General features: G+C 54.1%; 13 protein-coding genes. 10 read left to right on the top strand and 3 right to left on the bottom strand.

What is annotated here, in order from left to right; genetic code table 11:
• The first annotated feature begins 25 nt into the window (after window positions 1–25).
• From K1558_RS25735 to K1558_RS25720, 4 genes are all read left to right on the top strand, one after another.
• On the top strand, window positions 26–1,789 hold the full coding sequence (locus tag K1558_RS25735) for a sensor histidine kinase (protein ID WP_238654820.1): 1,764 nt from the start codon (window positions 26–28) through the stop codon (window positions 1,787–1,789).
• A 45-nt stretch (window positions 1,790–1,834) separates the two neighbouring features.
• Entirely contained in the window at window positions 1,835–3,439 is a 1,605-nt protein-coding gene (locus K1558_RS25730; RefSeq protein WP_238654819.1) for a response regulator transcription factor, read from the top strand.
• Between the two features lie 114 nt (window positions 3,440–3,553).
• Window positions 3,554–4,636 (top strand): Gfo/Idh/MocA family protein, encoded by a 1,083-nt coding sequence (locus tag K1558_RS25725; protein WP_238654818.1) that lies wholly within the window; start codon window positions 3,554–3,556, stop codon window positions 4,634–4,636.
• A gap of 295 nt (window positions 4,637–4,931) precedes the next feature.
• The gene (locus K1558_RS25720) at window positions 4,932–5,504 is read left to right on the top strand and encodes a hypothetical protein (RefSeq protein WP_238654817.1); all 573 of its coding nucleotides are present in this window, start codon (window positions 4,932–4,934) and stop codon (window positions 5,502–5,504) included.
• 554 nt (window positions 5,505–6,058) lie between these two features.
• Here K1558_RS25720 and K1558_RS25715 read toward each other — a convergent pair.
• Window positions 6,059–7,105 (bottom strand): HAMP domain-containing sensor histidine kinase, encoded by a 1,047-nt coding sequence (locus K1558_RS25715; protein ID WP_238654816.1) that lies wholly within the window; start codon window positions 7,103–7,105, stop codon window positions 6,059–6,061.
• On the bottom strand, window positions 7,102–7,776 hold the full coding sequence (locus tag K1558_RS25710; protein ID WP_238654815.1) for a response regulator transcription factor: 675 nt from the start codon (window positions 7,774–7,776) through the stop codon (window positions 7,102–7,104). Before K1558_RS25710 ends, K1558_RS25715 begins: the two co-directional genes overlap by 4 nt.
• Before the next feature lie 154 nt (window positions 7,777–7,930).
• Between K1558_RS25710 and K1558_RS25705 the strand changes: the two genes are divergently transcribed.
• The 3 genes from K1558_RS25705 (at window position 7,931) to K1558_RS25695 (ending at window position 12,541) form a co-directional block, all read left to right on the top strand.
• A complete protein-coding gene (locus K1558_RS25705) occupies window positions 7,931–10,309 on the top strand; it encodes an ABC transporter ATP-binding protein/permease (protein ID WP_238654814.1) in 2,379 nt (792 codons plus the stop codon).
• Between the two features lie 166 nt (window positions 10,310–10,475).
• The gene (locus tag K1558_RS25700) at window positions 10,476–11,402 is read left to right on the top strand and encodes an ABC transporter ATP-binding protein (RefSeq protein ID WP_238654813.1); all 927 of its coding nucleotides are present in this window, start codon (window positions 10,476–10,478) and stop codon (window positions 11,400–11,402) included.
• Window positions 11,399–12,541 carry an ABC transporter permease gene (locus K1558_RS25695; RefSeq protein ID WP_238654812.1) on the top strand — a complete coding sequence of 381 codons (1,143 nt, stop codon included), beginning with the start codon at window positions 11,399–11,401 and terminating at the stop codon, window positions 12,539–12,541. Before K1558_RS25700 ends, K1558_RS25695 begins: the two co-directional genes overlap by 4 nt.
• 37 nt (window positions 12,542–12,578) lie before the next feature.
• Here the strand turns inward: K1558_RS25695 and K1558_RS25690 are convergent, their stop codons facing one another.
• Window positions 12,579–12,863 (bottom strand): hypothetical protein, encoded by a 285-nt coding sequence (locus K1558_RS25690; RefSeq protein ID WP_238654811.1) that lies wholly within the window; start codon window positions 12,861–12,863, stop codon window positions 12,579–12,581.
• A gap of 401 nt (window positions 12,864–13,264) precedes the next feature.
• Between K1558_RS25690 and K1558_RS25685 the strand changes: the two genes are divergently transcribed.
• The 3 genes from K1558_RS25685 (at window position 13,265) to K1558_RS25675 (ending at window position 15,438) form a co-directional block, all read left to right on the top strand.
• A complete protein-coding gene (locus K1558_RS25685; RefSeq protein WP_238654810.1) occupies window positions 13,265–14,095 on the top strand; it encodes a metallophosphoesterase family protein in 831 nt (276 codons plus the stop codon).
• 141 nt (window positions 14,096–14,236) lie between these two features.
• Window positions 14,237–14,716, top strand: a complete 480-nt coding sequence (locus K1558_RS25680) for a VOC family protein (protein ID WP_238654809.1) — start codon at window positions 14,237–14,239, stop codon at window positions 14,714–14,716.
• A 23-nt stretch (window positions 14,717–14,739) separates the two neighbouring features.
• Window positions 14,740–15,438 (top strand): SDR family oxidoreductase, encoded by a 699-nt coding sequence (locus K1558_RS25675; protein WP_238654808.1) that lies wholly within the window; start codon window positions 14,740–14,742, stop codon window positions 15,436–15,438.
• Window positions 15,439–15,612: the final 174 nt, after the last annotated feature.

The raw sequence follows: 15,612 nt of genomic DNA, 5'->3' as shown, positions 1-15,612 counted from the left end.
ACCGGAGACAAAGGAAGGGAAGCGCTTGACCAATCCTTTTAAGAAGTACAGGATCGACCGTCTGTTTTTTCACAGCTTCGCCATTGTGCTGATTCTTGTAATCGCTGTTACGGCCTGGACCAGCTACAGCAATTCCTCGAAGGCCCTTGTCAAGACGACCTCGCATTATCAGCAGCGGCTGCTGGATGAATTGAACAATGAGATTTCGACCCGGCTGAATATGATTGAGCAGATTTCACTGTCCACCTCGCGGGACAATGAGCTGACGGCCTACCTGCAGAACAGGCAGGATGATTTCGAACGCTACCGCAAGCGCGTCGGCGTAGAGAGTGCGCTCGGTAATCTGACCTATGCCATTCCATTAATCCAGGGGATTGACCTGTATATGGATCAGCCGGTGCCGAACGACAGCCAGAGCTACATCCAGTTCCGCAACCTGCCCGATATGGATAAGCAGCCTTGGTCCGCAAGCTTGCAGAAGAGCGACTTCGCCTGGTCCGGGGAGCATAGCATTCCCAGTATTCAGGGGGACGTTCCGGTGCTAAGCTTCGCCCGCAAAATTATGGTGGAGAACGATTACCTGGGTGTGCTCGTCATCCATATCAAAGCAAAGGAAATCCGCGAGCTGCTGACCGGCAACTCCTCCGGGTCGAACCGTATTATGACCGACAGCGGGGGCAAGCAGATTCTGAAGATCGGGGAGACGCTCGAGCCCGGGGAGTGGTCGAAGTGGATCGACCTGAAGAGCAACAAATCGGGCTATGTCCATATTCCCGGCAATGAGGATTCGGGTAATAAGCTGCTCGTCTATTCGCGGATGGACAACTCGATCTGGACGCTGATCGAATTCACTTCTTGGAGCCAGATTACGGCAAGCAGCCTGAAGCTGGCGGAATGGATCGGCCTGATCGGCCTTGGCGCCATTCTGCTGGTGCTGCTCCTGACCCACTATCTGAGCCGGCAATTCACCAAGCCGATCAAGCAGCTTGTCAGTGCCATGAGAATGTATTCGGTTGGCACAAGCAAAGAGGAGCTGCCCGTGGATTACGAGAATGAATTCGGTTATTTATTCTCCGGCTACCGCAAGCAGAATGAGCGCATCGAGGAGCTGTACCGGTCGCTCGAGCAGCGGTATGAGCAGCAGCGCAAGGCGGAGATTGAAGCGCTGCAGGCCAATATCAACCCGCATTTCCTCTATAATATGCTGGACCAGCTCAACTGGATGGCGATTGAAGCCGGGCAGGATGAGCTGAGCCGGATTCTGGAGCTGATGGGCCGGATGTTCCGCATCGGCTTATCCAACGGGGCAAGCTTCATCAAGGTCTCGGAGGAATTGGAGCATATCGGCTGTTATCTGGAGATCCAGCAGCTCCGCTGGGGAGAAGGGCTGGAGTACAGAATTGAGGTGGAGCCGGAGCTTCAGAAGCTGTACCTCCCCAAGCTAACTCTGCAGCCCTTTGTGGAGAATTCTATTGTTCATGGGTTCAACAAGCAGCGCAGCGGCCAGGTTATCATCCGCATGGCCACGGCGGGTGGGGCGCTGCAGATTGTCATTGAGGATAACGGAGCCGGGCTGAAGCAGCCTAAGGAGCAGCCGCGCAAGCGTCATACCGGCGGCTACGGTATACACAACGTGAGAGAGCGGATCGCCGGATATTTTGGAACCGGCTATGGGATTACGCTGATGGAGCGTGAAGAGGGAGGGACCCGGGTAGAGATCAGTCTGCCGCTGCTCCCGGAGGCTCCAGCGCAGAAGCTGCCGGCTTCTCTCACCAGGAGGGACGGATGATCCCGCTGCAGCAGGAGCTAGAGAAGCTTAAGGAGGCGACAAGAGATGTGGAAGATCGCGATTATAGATGATGAGCGCCAGGTGTTACAGGGCATGAAGCGTGCGATTCCCTGGGCGGAGCTGGAGGCGGAATGGGCCGGAGAGGCGCTGAACGGGGAGGACGGGCTGGAGATGATCCGTAGGGTCAGCCCGGACATTGTAATCACCGATATATATATGCCGGTCATGAATGGCCTGGAGATGATGGAGCATTTAAGGAACGAGGGGTTCACGGGTAAAATTATTATTTTGAGCGGATACTCGGACTTTGAGCATGCCAGAGCGGCGCTCAGGCTTCAGGTCAGCGACTATGTCTCCAAGCCGATCAGCCTGCCTACGCTAAGAACGATCCTCCAGCGGGTCATCGCCGAGCTGGTGCAGGAGAAGGAGAAGCAGATCCGGCAGGGCGAGCTGGAGCTGAAAATGATGCTGTACGAGCCCTTCGTGGAGAAGGAGTGGGTCCGCTCCGCCGCTGTCGGCACTCTGGACCCCGCCTACAGGACGGACACTCATATTCCATCCACTTATAAGTATTGGCTGGAGCGGGGCCATGTCACCATCGGGATTGAAATGCTCCGCGATGACCGGGCCTGCTCGTTCTCGGTGTCCGATTGGAATCTGTTCCGCTTCGCGGTCAGTAATATTGCCTGTGAGGTGACGCGTAAAGTCTATCCGGAGATGGAATACACGGAGCTGAACAGCCACAGGGCATTATTGATAGTCCATCCCGCCGGGGAATGTGCGAAGCAATTGGAGGAGCTGGGGACGCGGCTGATTGACAGCATCAGCTCCTATCTGAAGCTGGTCATCCGCGTCGGCATTGGAGGGGTGAAGAATACGTGGACGCGAATATCCGAATCCACGGAGGAGGCATTCCGTGCCATGGATCAGGGAGCTGCACGGATCAGTCCGTCCTATGAAGTGTACCGCTACCGGGAGAGCCACGGCAGCACGCAGGAACGTGGAGCCATGTTCCCGGTTAAGTTCTCCTACAAGCTGGCCGCGGCGATGAAGGCTTCACAGGAGGCGGAGGCGCAGCAGCTTGTGTATGAATACATTGCAGAGCTGCAAGCGCAGCAAGGGGTATCTGCCAGCTACGTGCAGATGCTGGGCAGTGAGCTATGGGGAATCATCACCTACTCCTTATATGAGTCGGGCTTTGTGCTGGACGATCTGTTCACCAATGACCAGATCGCCCAGGAGATCGGCAATCTGGTATTGCCGGACCAGCTGGCCGGCTGGCTGTCCGCCAAGATCACAGCAATCTGTGCCAGCCGCCAGTGGAAGGGCAGCAGCAAGCACAGGCAGGTGGTTGATTTCATGACCAACTACATTCATGAGCATTATGCCGATGAGCTTACACTGGCCGATCTCTCGGATAAGGTGTTTATCTCCCGCAACCATCTGTCAATTATTTTCAAGAATATTACCGGTGAGACCTTCAATAACTATCTGACCCGGGTGCGGATCGAGAAGGCCCGGGAGCTGCTCATGCAGCGCAATATGCTGGTCTATGAGGTGGCGGAGCGGGTGGGCTACAAGAACATCCCTTATTTCAGCACCCTGTTCAAAAAGATCACCGGCATGAATCCCACCGAGCTGATCAAATGACCACACATACAATCCAACGGACAAGAGTATGATTGTAGAAGCCGCTATGAAGGAGCAGCCGGACTTATGGCTGGCCTGCAACAACATCAATGTGTGATTAGGGAGGGAAGGGGTATGCCCGTTAACTTCAGCATTATCGGCGGAGCGGGATTCCGCGCGCAATATTACTTAAGAATTGCCAGAGCCTTGCCGGAGCTGTTCCGGGTCGGCGGCCTTGTTGTCAGGGACCGGGCACAGGGACAGGCGATGGAAGCGGCGTGGGGCGTTCAGACGTACCGCACTCTGGAAGAGCTGCTGCGGCAGGAGGAGCCGGATTTCGCGGTGGTCTCTGTCAGCGGAGAGGCGATCATGGACTATCTGTACCGCTTGGCCGGGATTGGTCTTCCGGCGCTTGTGGAGACACCTCCCGCTGCCGGTGTGGCGGACCTGGAGCTGCTGCATAAGGAGCTGACCGTGCATGGGGCTTGGGTTCAGGTCGCCGAGCAGTACCCGTACCATCCGGTGCAGGAGGCCAGGCTGTCGCTGATCCGCTCGGGCAGGCTGGGCCGGATCACCGAGGCCACCGTCTCGGTATCGCATCTGTATCATGGGGCGGCCCTGATACGCCGGATGCTGGGCCTGGGTTTCGAGGAGGCCGATATCCGGGCGATGAAGTTCACCTCCAGCTGGGTGGGCGGCCCCACCCGCAGCGGTCCGCCTACAGAGGACAGGCTGATCCCGCTGGAGCGGGAGCTGGCCTGGCTGGATTTCGGCGACCGCTTAGGCATTTACGATTTCACCAAGGACCAGCACCGCTCCTGGACTCGCTCGAATCACCTTAGCGTGCGCGGAGAACGCGGGGAGATCTTCGATAACCGGGTGCTGATCCAGCAGGAGAACCTCGTGCCGCTGGAGCTGGAGCTGAAGCGCATGAACAAAGGCGAGCAGGAGAATGCGGAGGGCTATTATCTGCAAGGCATCCTGTGCGGAGAGCAGTGGCTGTATAACAACCCGTTCGCCCCGGCCCGGCTGTACGATGATGAGATCGCCATTGCTTCCTGTCTGGACCAGATGGCGCTCTACGCCGCCGGCGGACCCGGCTTCTACGGCCTGCCGGAAGCCTCGCAGGATGTATACCTCGGGAAGATGATGCAGCAGGCGATTGAGACCGGCGGCACGGTAAGAGCAGAGCGGATGTGCTGGGCGGAGGGGAAGTAGGGGGATGTGGCTAGGTTGCTTGGGCGACATAGGCGGCTTGGGTTAATAGTCTGCTTGAACGTTATCCACTCCTGTGCGGCACCCATCGTTACAACCACCGCTACAACGACCGTTAGGATTAAAGCATCTGCGTTTGAGCGTAATTCCCCCGGAACTGGAAGTTCTCATTGACGGCGGCTGCAAGCCAGTACTATAATTCTACAAACGGATGAAGCACATCCCGTACCCCGGCTGATTGGGTGCGGGATTTTTTGTGCGTGCTTATGCAAGTAAGTTTGAAGAGGAGGAAGTGGGAATGGGGTTTGTTGAGGAGCGTGACAAATGGCTGGAGCATCATAAGAAACGGAGGACCGGCGAGCGTCTGGACCGGCTGGAGCGGGGGCACCGGCACGGGGAGCAGATGTTTGTGGAACGGGTATGGTGGCCGATTTTCGGCAACATGGATGATCTGTACCCGGAGTATGAGGTAGCAGACTGGCGGGGACGGCCGTATTTTGTTGACTTTGTGTGGAACCCGGGAGCGGTTAAAGTAGCAATCGAGGTGAAGGGATATGGGCCGCATGTCCAGAACACGGACCGCACCCGCTACCGCCAGGAGCTGAATCGGGAGACCTATCTGCAGATTGCCGGATACCGCGTCATCGCCATCCCGTACGATGATCTGGAGTCTGCACCCGAACTAATCATCCCGCTGCTGAAGGCTTTGCTCACCCCATGTTTGTTGAAACAGAGCGCTGAGGGGGACCGCCAGTATACAAGGATAGAGCGGGACATGCTGCGCATGGCGAGCCGGATGAAGGGTTACCTGCGGCCGGTGGATGTGGTGAGGGGGCTGGGGATTGATCCTCGAACGGTGAAGAAAACTTGAATAGTTTGTGTGAGAAAGGCAAGCTAACTCCAGTGTTACTGCAAGGGAGTAATAGAATCTGCCGGTATGAGCTTGTTCCATCTGTTATGGATAATGAATTATCGTAGATAGCAACGTCTGATCCCGCCGAAAGTGGACGTGACGAGGAAATGAAAGGGATAAATCCCTCTGATCCCGCCGAAAGTGGGCGTGGCGAGGAAATGAAAGGGATAAATCCCTCTGATTCCGCCATAAGCGCGCGTGACGAGGAAATGAAAGGGATAAATCCCTCTGATCCCGCCATAAGCGCGCGTGGCGAGGAAATAAAAGGGATAAATCCCTCTGATTCCGCCATAAGCGGGCGTGACGAGGAAATAAGAGGGATAAATCCCTCCGATCCCGCCGAAAGTGGGCGTGTCGAGGAGATGAGGGGGATAAATCCCTCTGATCCCGCCATAAGCGCGCGTGGCGAGGAAATAAAAGGGATAAATCCCTCTGATTCCGCCATAAGCGCGCGTGACGAGGAAATGAAAGGGATAAATCCCTCATACCGCCCGCCGCAACCATGCGCAGGCCTAGCAAGCGCCTCCCACCGGCAGCTTAACCGTGAACACCGAGCCCTGCCCGGGCTCGCTGCGCACCTCGATCATGCCTTTGCTCAGGCTGATGATGCGCGCAGCCAGCGGCAGGCCGAGGCCGTTGCCCCCTTCGGCGCGGGCGGGGTCGCCCTGATAGAACTTCTCGAAGATGTGCTTGCGCACCTTCGGGGGCATACCGATGCCGGTGTCCGCGATGACCACCGAGATCCAGGTCCCGTCCGAGTGGAGCGTGACCGAGATCGTTCCGCCCGCCGGCGTGAACTTGACCGCATTGCCCAGCACATTGAGCCACACCTGCATCATCAGCTCCTCATTGCCGTAATAGCGCTGCTCCCCCAGCTCAATATTCAGGTTCAGCTGCTTGGCTGACCACAGGGATTCCAGCAGCAGCAGTGCCTGACGGAGCTGTTCATCCAGAGGATACTCGGCCAGCCCGGTGAGCATCTCCTGGTTCTCCAGCTTGGATATCTTGAGGATGTTACCGGACAGATTGGACAGCTGCCGCGAGCTCTCGATAATCATCCTGGTGTATTCATCATGCTCCTCCTTACTTAGATTCTCCTCTTGAAGCAGCATGGCATAGCCTTCGATCGCGGCAATCGGCGTCTTGAACTCGTGGGAGACATTCACCACGAAGTCATTGCGCAGGGTCTCGATACTCCGCAGCTCCTGTACCATCAGATTGAAGTGATGCGCTACTTCGCTGATCTCATTGACCCGGTGCGATTCATTCAGATAGATGTCAAAGTTGCCTCTGGCAATTTCTTTGGCGGCGCGGCTGAAGTCGGTAATCGGGGCGAGAATTTTTTTGCCGACCATAATACTGATCGTAGTCCCGACAACCAGGCTGAACAGCACCGTGGTCAGGAGAGGCGGAAACATCGTGCGGTGCCCGATCGTATGATGGCCCACACGGAGATATAAGTAGGCCAGCGCAGACAGAATGCAGGCGAAGAATAATATGTTCACGAACACCATCGATACGAAATACCACCATAAGCCTCTGTGTTTCCTCCGGATCATCCCCGCTTCACCGCCTTGTAGCCCAGCCCTCTGACTGTAACAATCTCGAAATCCGCGCTGTCCCGGAAGCGCTCCCGCAGACGGTTCACATGAACCACCACGGTATGCTCGTCCGATTCAGAGTCCATCCCCCAGATTTCATCCATGAGCTGCTGCTTGGTGAAAATTTTATTGGGATAAGAGATCATTTTATAGAGAAGATAGAATTCCTTCTGCGGCAGTAAGGTGCTCTCCGGCCCCTGAAGCACAGTTAACGTATCGTAGTCCAGCACGGTGCCGCCCCATTCGATTTTGCGTTCGCTGATGATTTTGGCCCGGCGCAGCAGCGCTCCGACCCGCAGGATCATTTCGTTCACATTGACCGGCTTCACCATATAATCGTCAATACCGACGAGGAAGCCCTGCTGCTTATCGGCAAACTGCTCCCGCGCTGTCACCATCAGAATCGGGAGCTGCTGGTTGTGATCGCGAAGCGTCCGGGTCAGCTCGAAGCCGTCCATCCGGGGCATCATAATATCGCAGATCAACAGATCGATGTATTCCTTATCCAGCATCTCCAGCGCCTCCTCGCCGTTCCCGGCCGGGACCGCACGGTAGCCGTGCCGGGTCAGTACGGTGCAGAACAATTGCCGCAGCTTGGCATCATCCTCAACCACAAGAATCGTAAACATAAGGTTTCCTCCTGGGACAGCTCAAGTAATAGAACGAACAGTTTGTAAGTAGTATACCTCATTCAGATCAACTCAAGCTCAACTATGAGTTTAGGTTTAGTTGATATTAGGCGGTTATACTGTGAGAGTATAGACATAGAAAGGGAGAATGACCATGCTGCAATTAAAAAACATCACCAAAAGCTACAAAACCGGCGAATTCACCCAGGTTGCCCTCGACAAGGTCAATCTGAATTTCAGAGAAAGCGAGTTCGTCGCCATTCTGGGCCAGAGCGGATCAGGCAAAACCACGCTGCTGAACATCATCGGCGGGCTGGACCAGTACGACAGCGGAGAGCTGATCATCAACGGCCAATCGACCGAGCACTTCAAGGACAGCGAGTGGGATGCGTACCGCAATAATAGTGTCGGCTTTATTTTTCAGAGCTATAATCTGATCTCGCACCTAAGCATCACGGATAACGTGGAGATGGGGATGACGCTCAGCGGAGTGGCGGCAGCCGAGAAGCACCGCAAGGCGCTGGAGGTACTGGAGAAGGTCGGGCTGAAGGACCATGTGCACAAAAAGCCGAACCAGCTCTCCGGCGGACAGATGCAGCGTGTGGCCATCGCACGGGCGCTTGCGAACAATCCCGATATTATCCTGGCCGATGAGCCGACCGGGGCCCTGGATTCCGAGACCAGCGAACAGATCATGGAGCTGATCAAATCGATTGCGGAGGATAAGCTCGTTATCATGGTCACCCACAACCCCGAGCTGGCGGAGAATTATGCTGACCGTGTCATCCGCTTCTCAGACGGACATGCCATCGCCGACAGCAATCCGCTGGCTACCCAGAAGCTCTCAAGTGCTTACAAGCTGAAGCAGACAAGCATGAGCTTCCTCACGGCGCTGAAACTATCCGGCAAGAATATTGCGACCAAAAAATGGCGCACCGGGCTAACCGCTTTTGCCTCCAGTATCGGAATTATCGGCATTGCCCTGATCCTGTCCCTGTCCAATGGCTTCGATAAGCAGATCAGCTCCTACGAGACCGGAGCTTTGTCCAACTTCCCGGTCTCAATCAACCAGACGGCGGTCAATCTGCAGAATGCCGGTCCTCCCGGCAAGGAGAATCCGGAGCTTCCAGCTTATCCTGCCGACAAGCAGCTCTACCCGTACGATCCGACGGTTAACTCCGCTATGCATGTGAATGTGCTGACCAAGGAGTATATGCAGTATCTGGACGGGATCGATCCCAAGCTGCTGGACGGTGTGTCGTATACCCGCAGTGTGAAGATGAACATGCTGGTCAAGGATGGGGACAAGACGGTCGCGCTGGATACCAGCAAAATCACTCTGGCTCCCTACCCCAGCAAGCAGGGCAGCGCTTCGGACAGCTATCTGGAGCAATATTACGATCTGCTGGCAGGCTCATTCCCGGCAGATAAGACCGATCTGGTCCTGATCGTCGATGAATATAACCGTCTGACTAATGCGGCAGTGGATGCGCTGGGGCTGGATTATGAAGCCAAGAGCATCGATCTGAACGGCTTGGTCGGCAAGCAGGTTAAGCTGATTATGAACAACGATTACTATAAAAAGAACGGCGAACAATTCGTGGTCAATGCTCCCGGCGGCAACCTGGATGACCTCTACGACAGTCCTAGGGCAGTTACGCTGAAAATTGCCGGAGTGGTGCGCGGGCAGGAAGGCTCCAAGATCTCGACCCTGTCTCCAGGTCTGGTCTATTCTGATGAGCTGGCTGCATCCTTCATCGCCGACGCGCGGGAATCCGAGATTGTACAGGCTCAGGAGAAGGCGGACATTAACGTGTTGACAGGTCAAGGACTGGCCGATGAAGTTGCAGGCAGCGGCTCCGGCAGTGCGATGGGCGGCTCTCCGCTCATGAATGCCGGAATGGCAGCGGCAGGCAATATGGCCACTGTAACAAAGGAGAATGCGCTTGCGGCTCTCGGCGCTACGGATATCCCGACAGCAGTCTCGCTGTACCCGATTGATTTCAGTGCGAAGGAATCCGTAAATGCTTATCTGGACAAATGGAATGAAGGCAAGGCAGCGGAGGATCAGGTACAGTACACCGACCTGGCGGCCATTGTCACCAATATTTCCGGGGGAATAATGGACGGGATTACGATGGTGCTGATTGCTTTTGCCGCGATCTCCCTGGTGGTGTCCCTGATTATGATTGCGATCATCACCTACATTTCCGTGATGGAGCGTACGAAGGAGATCGGGGTACTGCGCGCCTTGGGGGCCCGTAAGAAGGATATTACGCGGGTATTCAATGCGGAGACCTTCATCATAGGGGCTTGCTCAGGCATACTGGGGATCGGCATTACCTACCTGCTGACCATTCCGGTGAACGCGATCCTGTTCAACCTGACGGAGCTGAAGAATGTAGCGCAGCTGAACCCGCTCCATGCGCTTATTCTGGGAGTCATCAGCGTGCTGCTGACCATGCTCGGCGGTGCCGTTCCGGCCAAGATGGCCGCGAAAAAGGACCCGGTGGCTGCGCTGCGCAGTGAGTAAGCAGGTGTAGTCTGATCCATCAGATAGTAATAACGTAATGACGAAGAACCAGGGGAATCCGTTCCTTTGGTTCTTTTTGCGTTGATTACCATAGATCACAGACAAGCATAGACAGGGTCGGATAAGATAACAGGAACTGGAATTCCTTGGGATAGAGGTGTTGGAGGTGAATGGAATACTGCTGGAATTGAAGCAAGTGAATAAAAGCTTTGGTCACCTTAAAGCGGTGGATGGTTTAACCTTCATCGTCAAGCAGGGGGAGATCTTTAGTCTGCTCGGCCCAAACGGTGCAGGTAAAACAACGGCTCTTCGCCTGATTGCCGGAACACTTAAGCCTGATAGCGGGGATATCCGGATCGGAGGCACAACTTCCCGATATAACCGTTCTGAACATAAGCAGATGGGAGTGTGCAGTCAGGAGTTACAGATATGGCCGATGCTGACCTGTGAGGAGCAGCTTCATTTTGCAGGGAGACTGCATGGAATGGACAGGCAACAGATTACAAGGCGTACTGCTGTGCTGCTGGAAAGCGTCGGACTCTCTGATCAGCGCAAGACATTGGCAAAGAATCTATCAGGCGGTATGCAGAGAAGGCTGCATATCCTTCTGTCTATTATTCATGACCCGGACCTGATTATCCTGGATGAGCCGGAAGCCGGGCTTGATCCGCAGAGCAGAGTACTGGTTAGAGATTTCATTGTATCACTGTCACGTTCCAGTGCTGTGCTGCTTACCACCCATAATATGGACGAAGCCCAGCGGCTGTCTTCAAGGGTGGCGGTGATGGACCATGGACAAGTGCTGGTATGCGACACGCCTGCTGCGCTTCAGCAGAGGTATGCTCCTGAAGAGACGCTGGAGATTTATTATCAGGAGCCTGTGCAGAAGAGCGTACAGCTAAATACCCCGGAATATACTTTACAGTTCAAGGAATCAAGCCTCCAAGTTACCGGAGACCATCTGACAGAGTATGTCCCGCATATTCTCAATAAGCTGGCAGCACTGTACGGTAATCCTCTTACGTTCAGTTTGAGGCAGAGTACACTTGAAGATGTATTTATTAAGCTGACTGGAAGGAGCTTGCGGGAATGAGGCTATGGGCTGTATTCAAGAAAAGCCTGGTCGAGCAGTTTCGGGACTATAAGGCAGTTCTGCTAACTATTCTGTCACCGATTGTGTTCATAGTCATCTTTGGACTGGCCTTCGGGCAAGGGTTCTATACGTATTCGCTCGGGATTACTAATGAAGATCAGGGGAAGCTTGGGAACAGACTGGTGCACCAGATTGCAGGCAGCAAGTATCCCAATGGAAACAAGATGTTTACGGTCATTCAGACGGATTATGATAAGCAGAAGATACTGGAGGGGATTAGAAAAGGCAGCTACGCTGCGCATTTGTATCTTCCGCCCGGCTTCAGTAAATCTTTGCTCAACCATGAGCCGTCCGGCCAGTCCCCAACGGTACAGGTGAATATGCTCGGCAATCCTGCAAATCTGACATACAGCATCATCAGCAGTCTGGTGGAGAACTACATCCATAACTTTGTGTGGTCATACGGCACAGCAATAAGTCCGGTTCAGCTGATCTATGAGGAGACCGGTGAAGCACAGGTATCGTCCGAATTTGCCAATATGGCGCCGGGACTGATGGTGTTTTCCGTCTTTTTCCTGCTCATCCTAAGCTCTATGGTAGTGACCAGAGAGCTGGAGAACCGGACGATGCAGCGGATTATTTTGTCAAAAGCCAGCGCGTTTGAGTTCTGTGCAGGCATCACGCTTTCACAAATGGTACTAGCGGCGGCTATGCTGCCTCTAGTATTTGCCTCCAGCCTGTTGATGGGCTTCTCATCCTCCGGCTCCTATATTCTGGCTTATGCAGTCAGCCTGATTGCCACCTTCTCAGCTATAGGCATCGGCCTGGTCATCGCTGCCTTCTGCAAGACGTCACTGGAGGCCTTTATCCTTGGCAATGTTGTGCTGACACCTATGATGTTCCTGGCCGGGATTTTTTTCAGGGTTCCGCCGGTGAAGTTATTTACGGTTATGGGCAAAGAGATTGAGTTGCTGACCTTCATGCCGACGCTGGATGCTGTAAGTGCCATGAACAAAATTCTGATCAATAATGCAGGCATTAACGAGGTTCTTCCCGAAATTATAGTGCTGATGGTATTATCAGCAGGATATTTTTTAACCGGGATCTATTTATTCAGACGTAGAATCATGTACGCATGAGGTTACAGACAGCAAGAGCCGGTAAACTGACCGCAGTCTAGCTTTGCAACGTAGCCCGCATCGTTTTCTTTTTATTAATCTCCTTGGACAGCTCCGTTTGCTGCCGGGAGATTTTTTTGAGCTCGGCCTGGTGCTTGGTGATCCGTGTCATTTTGCTGCTGAGGGCGCTGGGGGAGGGGGAGAGCTTGCAGTCTTTTTCGAGCTGAGTGATCTTGCTGCGGGTGGACTTCGTCTTCTTCTGCAATGCGGCAATACGGGATTCCATTTCTGCGATCTCCTGGTTTAAGCGGTCCAGCACCGGTCTTGTGAAATTAATAGCCATTCAGGCACCTCTTGTTCATCTAGTGTTATGCGTCGTGCACAACCAAGACATTATTGTACTACAAGCCTTACAGATATGCGAGATGCAGGCGTTCCTCCATGATTCACGGGTCCAAGAGCTACCCGTCCGTCCGGCATATATATAGAAGATATTATATTAAGAAGCATTAAAGCAATTAACGAAAAGCGAATAGAAACGGAGGGGGAATTTGGAGCTGGAGGAGCGGTAGCGTCCGCCTTTGTTAACGGATTTCAACCACAGACAGCGGATCAAATCAGGAAATCTGTTAACAACAGCGGCCGGAAGTCCAAATATTCACCGTAGTGACGATTACGCTTCAAGGTCAAAGCTTTAGTGCTTCTTATATATGGATTCAGATCTTGTGAGGGTGAGGCGGATGAATGATGAAAAGACGGACAGGGGCGAAGCGGAAGCGGGTGGTTCCCGTAAGACGGAAGGCAGCCCCGGGAGTGAAGCGCAGAATCAAGGCACAGACAGTGGAGTTTGCGGTATTCGGTGACAGCCATGTGGGATACGGCAACAGCCTGAGTATTTTTAGGAGTCTTTTGCCCAAAGCGGTGAGCAGCGGGAACAAACGGTTTTTCATCTTCGGGGGAGATAATACACAGGCGGGGGCGGATCACGGGAATAATGCCGGGACGTACTATAAGGAATTCAAGGACACAGTGACCAGTACGCTGGGAAGCATCCCGTACAAGGCTTCAATTGGTAACTGGGAGGCCAGCACACGGTCCCTGTTCACGCAGTACTTAGGGCCGGTGGCGGGACAGATGAATTTTCCGGGGACACAGGGGAAGGTGAAGTATGTATGGCTGGATTGCGCGCTGGGACAATTCACCCCGGCCAGCCTCAACCTGCTGCGGAATCTGGATGACAAGCATTCGTATATTATTGATTTCCATTGGCCGCTGCGGGTGCAGGGCATTACGGTGGATTCCAGCCATGTGCTCAGCGCAGCGGAGACCTCCAAGTTCTTCACGGCTATCCCGCCAAAAGCCAGAGAGAAGGTGCTTGCGATCTTCACTCATCATGCCCATAAATTCTACCGGAAGCTGAATAACATCTATCCGGGGTATACGAAGACGAAATTTTTCGTCACCGGCTGCTCGGGGGACTACAAATGCAAGCCTGGCGGGAATATGGGCTACTATAATGCCACATTAACCAGCAGCGGTTCAAGCTACAGAGTGGATGCTTACATCGCGCACTGAGACTTAAGCCGGATTGGCAACGGGAGAGTGTCCTGAGGACATTCTCTTTTTGTTGCTGCTGCTGTGCCAGGGATGAACTTGACAGCCCTTTCACAGGTTAGGTATGGTTGTCTGGACACGATGATAAGGAGGCAGAGCCGAATGTCAGGGTTACTAGGCAATCACTTCATGACACAGATTGGGATCCTGGTTCACGATATTGAGAAGGTGAGTCAGGCGTATGCGGACTTTTTCGGATTGGACAAGCCTCAGATCGGCATCACGGACACGGCCGACATTGCTCAGACGGAGTATAACGGTAGAGGGAGCGGGGCGCGGGCGAAGCTGGCTTTCTTTGAAATGGGTTCGCTGCAATTGGAGCTGATTGAACCGGATCATGAGCCGAGCACCTGGCGGGATTATCTGAATGAGCACGGAGAAGGGGTTCACCATATTGCGTTCGTGGTCGAAGGTATGAAGGAGAAGATTATGCTGCTTGAAGGCAAGGGATTCCAGCTCCTGCAGAAGGGTGAATACACCGGTGGACGGTATGCTTATATGGATACGTTCAAGGAATTGAAGGTGATGCTTGAGCTGCTGGAGAACGACCGCGATAACGAGAACGATTCATTGTCAAAATAAACCGGATACAGGAGGCCATACCTATGAATATTCTGATTACCGGAGCCGGACGCGGACTGGGGCTTGAGCTGACCGCCGCTGCGCTTGGACGTGGACATGCCGTCATTGCCGGAGTACGTGATCCGGCACGCGGCCAGGCAGCCCTAACGGAGCTTGCTGCCACATACGGGGACAAGCTGACACTTGCTGTGCTGGACGTCGCGGACGAAGCTGGAATCGCAGCGCTTGCCGCCAGCCTGAAGGAGCAGGGGCAGACGCTTGGTGCGATCATCAACAATGCCGCTGTACTGAATGCCACAGATACTGTGCTTGAAGCGCTGGACATGGAGGAGATGCAGCGGGCCATCGATACCAATCTGTACGGGCCGATGCGTGTGGTCAAGCACCTCCTGACGCTGCTTACCGAACCTGGGGCTTCGATCATCAACGTCTCATCGGAGGCAGGCAGCATCACGAATGCTTACCCGAACAGCTACCCCTATACCATCTCCAAGACTGCACTTAACATGTTCAGCCAGAAGCTGCATGTCACACTCAAGGACCGGGGCATCCATGTGCTCAGCGTGCATCCCGGCTGGATGCCTACTGATATGGGCGGATCTAAGGCACCGCTTGACCCGCGCATCAGCGCCGAGGGCATTCTTGATCTGATCGAGCAGAGAACCGGGCCGCAGGGTCATTTCCGGTTCGTGGATTACACGGGCAAGGATATGGAGATATAGGCTGCACACGTAGCCGGATTCAACTCATTCATTCAAGTAGCTGATTGTATTTCGTGCAATAGAATACACATAGTTCACCGTAAAATGAGATTCTATTGTATTTCATAGAGCGACCGAGCCTAGGTTGAGTAACTTAGCAGGTGGAACCCCTGCTTGGAAAGGCGAAAGCCACGC

This window comes from Paenibacillus piscarius, assembly GCF_022234545.1.
Classification (GTDB): Bacteria; Bacillota; Bacilli; order Paenibacillales; family Paenibacillaceae; genus Paenibacillus_AQ; species Paenibacillus_AQ piscarius.
The sequence above is the reverse complement of the archived record's forward strand: the minus strand, read 5'-3'. Positions and strand labels throughout refer to the sequence as shown.

Bases quoted from the DNA above. Each gene is read 5' to 3' on its own strand.
- K1558_RS25730 (WP_238654819.1), top strand. From the start codon at position 1,835: ATGTGGAAGATCGCGATTATAGATGATGAGCGCCAGGTGTTACAGGGC.
- K1558_RS25690 (WP_238654811.1), bottom strand. From the start codon at position 12,863: ATGGCTATTAATTTCACAAGACCGGTGCTGGACCGCTTAAACCAGGAG.
- K1558_RS25675 (WP_238654808.1), top strand. From the start codon at position 14,740: ATGAATATTCTGATTACCGGAGCCGGACGCGGACTGGGGCTTGAGCTG.
- K1558_RS25695 (WP_238654812.1), top strand. From the start codon at position 11,399: ATGAGGCTATGGGCTGTATTCAAGAAAAGCCTGGTCGAGCAGTTTCGG.
- K1558_RS25725 (WP_238654818.1), top strand. From the start codon at position 3,554: ATGCCCGTTAACTTCAGCATTATCGGCGGAGCGGGATTCCGCGCGCAA.
- K1558_RS25720 (WP_238654817.1), top strand. From the start codon at position 4,932: ATGGGGTTTGTTGAGGAGCGTGACAAATGGCTGGAGCATCATAAGAAA.
- K1558_RS25715 (WP_238654816.1), bottom strand. From the start codon at position 7,105: ATGATCCGGAGGAAACACAGAGGCTTATGGTGGTATTTCGTATCGATG.
- K1558_RS25680 (WP_238654809.1), top strand. From the start codon at position 14,237: ATGTCAGGGTTACTAGGCAATCACTTCATGACACAGATTGGGATCCTG.
- K1558_RS25705 (WP_238654814.1), top strand. From the start codon at position 7,931: ATGCTGCAATTAAAAAACATCACCAAAAGCTACAAAACCGGCGAATTC.
- K1558_RS25710 (WP_238654815.1), bottom strand. From the start codon at position 7,776: ATGTTTACGATTCTTGTGGTTGAGGATGATGCCAAGCTGCGGCAATTG.
- K1558_RS25685 (WP_238654810.1), top strand. From the start codon at position 13,265: ATGATGAAAAGACGGACAGGGGCGAAGCGGAAGCGGGTGGTTCCCGTA.